At 41.6% G+C, this 3,043-nt stretch carries 2 protein-coding genes; both read left to right on the forward strand.

The features are described from left to right. Positions 1 to 1,857, forward strand: a 1,857-nt coding sequence (locus EHS15_RS16115; RefSeq protein ID WP_135761620.1) for a TIGR04388 family protein, incomplete at its 5' end; no start/stop codon positions are given. A 24-nt stretch (positions 1,858 to 1,881) separates the two neighbouring features. After that, the gene (locus EHS15_RS16120; protein WP_135761621.1) at positions 1,882 to 2,811 is read left to right on the forward strand and encodes an ankyrin repeat domain-containing protein; all 930 of its coding nucleotides are present in this window, start codon (positions 1,882 to 1,884) and stop codon (positions 2,809 to 2,811) included. The last annotated feature ends 232 nt before the right edge of the window (positions 2,812 to 3,043 follow it).

Below are 3,043 nucleotides of genomic sequence, written 5' to 3' on the forward strand. Positions count from 1 at the left end.
ACAGCATCTCTGTTAGGTCCCTTAGCAAATTTAGCGTCAACGGGATTACCGCTATTGCAATCGACAGCGAATGTGGGAGCGGCAGTGATACGAGGAGCGATCCAGGCAATAGATGGAAGCAGAAATGGACCAGAAGGGATCGTAGCCGGACTAGTGAATGGAATGTTCGGTGTTATGACAGCAGGAGGGGGAATGGATCTGACCCGATTTGCGACCGCAGCACCATTGTTACAGAATACAGCATTAGGCGTAGGAATTAGCTACGACAAACAAAATGGATGGGGAGGATCATTAGGAATTGGAAATGCAGTAACGAATGCAGGAATTCGTTTCTCAGAATATGGCGGAGCATCCCTCAATGGATCGACATCTTTATTTAATGGAATCCAGATTAATGGAAGTTACAATGCAGCTACAGGTGGCTTCGGAATCGGAGCGAACATCAACGCCGGGGAAGGACCGAGATCCGGAGCGAACTTAAATATCAACTATGACACAATAGAGAGGTTCTCAGGAGGGATCAGTTATACCGATTCAACAACAGGCTTTGGAATGAGCTATCGAGTAGATAGAGAGGGTAATGTAACGATATCTAGCTTATTGAACGGAGTGGTCATGGGAACAGTTACCGGTAATGGCTATAGCAATATGGACATGGACTGGGTGCAACATAACATCAATGCCGCACAAGATAGAGGGAGAGCACTAGCACAGGTAGCGAAACTTAGGGAAGCTGGATTAACGGATGAACAAATCCAGGGACTGAGTGAAGAAGATAAGAGTAAGTTAGAGAGAAAGATTGATGAAGATAAGATTCTCAAAGAGAAAGCTAACTTAACAGCAGAACAAATAAAGGATTTATCTCCAGATAAGAGAGCTGAGTTACTGAACGAACACATGCCTGCGAGTGTAACATTGGAAGGAATCGCCTTAGGGGCACTGGGAGCATTGACTGCATTTGGAGCGAGTGCCTTAACATTACTTATGGGGACTTCTGTATGGAAGGCAGGGGCTCAAATAGTAAATGATATAATCACTTTCCCACAGAAGCTAATGGATGTTTGGAATGGAACGCCAGCAGTGAACCCCGAGGTGTTGTCGAAGGAGGATGGTGCTTTGCTGTCAGCGGCAGTATACTCCGATCTAAATCATAGAGAGAAGCAAGAATTATTGAAGAAGAGTGGTAATCGCTACGACATATTAACTAATGATGAGTTGCAAGGAACAGAGTTAGAAAAGCTTGTGTTTACTGATAAAGAAGTCACAGGCTTAGACTCGATGTTAGTGAAGAAGACGATAATCGTAGATGGTGTTAAGAAGAATGTATATATCTATGCTACAGGCGGAACTGAATTCAACGGAGTAGCGGATGCAGCTGCTGATGGAGCAGCTGTTCTAGGACTTTCCTCTCAATATGAGCTTGCTATGAAGAATGCAGAGGCCATTAAACAGTATTTAATAGATAATGATCCAGGTGCAGAGTTTATAGTGACAGGACACTCTTTAGGAGGAGGTGTAAGTTCAGCGATTGCATTGAACTTAGGTATTAAAGCAGTAACCTTTAACCCAGCGGGAGTGAATTATTTGACACATGGAAATCAAAATGCCTATTCCGATGGCTGGAATCAAATAGATGCCTATATAACGCCAACAGATCCGTTGAATTCTATTCAGAGAGTATTGTTTCCGTTTATAGGTCCGAATGGAAGAACACATACGGAAACAATATTGACCCCGAATGGGATTTTTAATGGTCACTCGATCACTAATTTTGTGGATCATTATTTTCCACCGTCATCAGAGCGAGACGGAGTATTAGCCCCTCCGCCTATAGATTATGGTGAAAGAAAAACCTAAAAGAATTATAAGGAAAGGAAAGAGATGAAGTTTGTTATTTGTATATTATTAATACTGGGATCATTGAATTCGTGTGGAGAATATTTATTTAGAGCGAAGGTAAGGGTAGGACTGATTGATTTAGACAAGAAGCCTGAACCAGGAACTAAGCTAGCGGGTTACGATTATAGAATCTTCCAAGATACGCCAGTGTGGGAGTTAACGAAAGCGGCTCTCCTGAAAGATACAGAGACAATGCGTGAGATAGTAGAGAGAGATAAGGTAGATGTGAACTACCAAGAATCAAGAACGGGTTCTACTTTACTATCTTTTGAGGTAAGACGAGAAAGATACGAGACAATAAAGACATTGTTGGAGTTAGGTGCTGATCCGAATATAGCCAGCTATGCAAATTTACGTAGGAATACCCCAGTGACATTCGCAGCAAAGATAAGTGATGTAAGAATCTTGAAGATATTACTTCAGTATAAGGGAGATCCGAATGCGGAAGAGAAGCAAGATAGGAGTGGCGGTGGTACATTGGGGTCTAGTGCTTTATATATAGCTAGTGGGTCAGGGAAAATAGAGAATGTGAAGTTACTTTTGTCTTCAGGAGCGAATCTCCACTATAAAGATGAAATAGGTCAAACTCCTTTAACAGAGGCATTAGTTCATAAATACATGAATGTTGTGTTATATTTACTAGAGAGCGGGATTGAGTATAAGCATCAATTTGGATTTGTAAGTGGTGAGAATTACAATACAAAAGATAAATATCCCGTATATATAGCAGATAGATTACGACTTTGTATAATTAGGTTAGACTCTGAGCAATATCAATACAAATTAAAAGTAATTGAGTTTTTAAAGAAGAATGGAATTGATTATTGGTCAGCCCCGATACCCCTAGCAGCGAAATTAGAAGCAAAGAGAATGTATCCTAATGACTGGGAAGACTATTTAAAGAAATATTAGATAAATTAAAATCAATTTCCCCCGCGCACCGGATCGAGGGAGCGTTGCCGTCGACTGAGAGCCGGGAGATGCGCCCAACAAACCTAGGTAAGATGTATGTTATCTATTCATAACCGGGAGAGAGAGTTTCTAGCGGTGGCGAAGGCCAAGGATGGCCGAAGCAATTTCTTCTGTGCAGGAAGCACAGAGAAATTGAGCTAGGAACGAATCTCGACTTAATGAATCAGATATC

The sequence above is a fragment of the Leptospira idonii genome (assembly GCF_004770995.1).
GTDB classification, from domain to species: Bacteria; Spirochaetota; Leptospiria; order Leptospirales; family Leptospiraceae; genus Leptospira_A; species Leptospira_A idonii.

Coding starts and splice junctions, on each gene's coding strand:
- EHS15_RS16120 (WP_135761621.1), top strand. CDS start 1,882: ATGAAGTTTGTTATTTGTATATTATTAATACTGGGATCATTGAATTCG.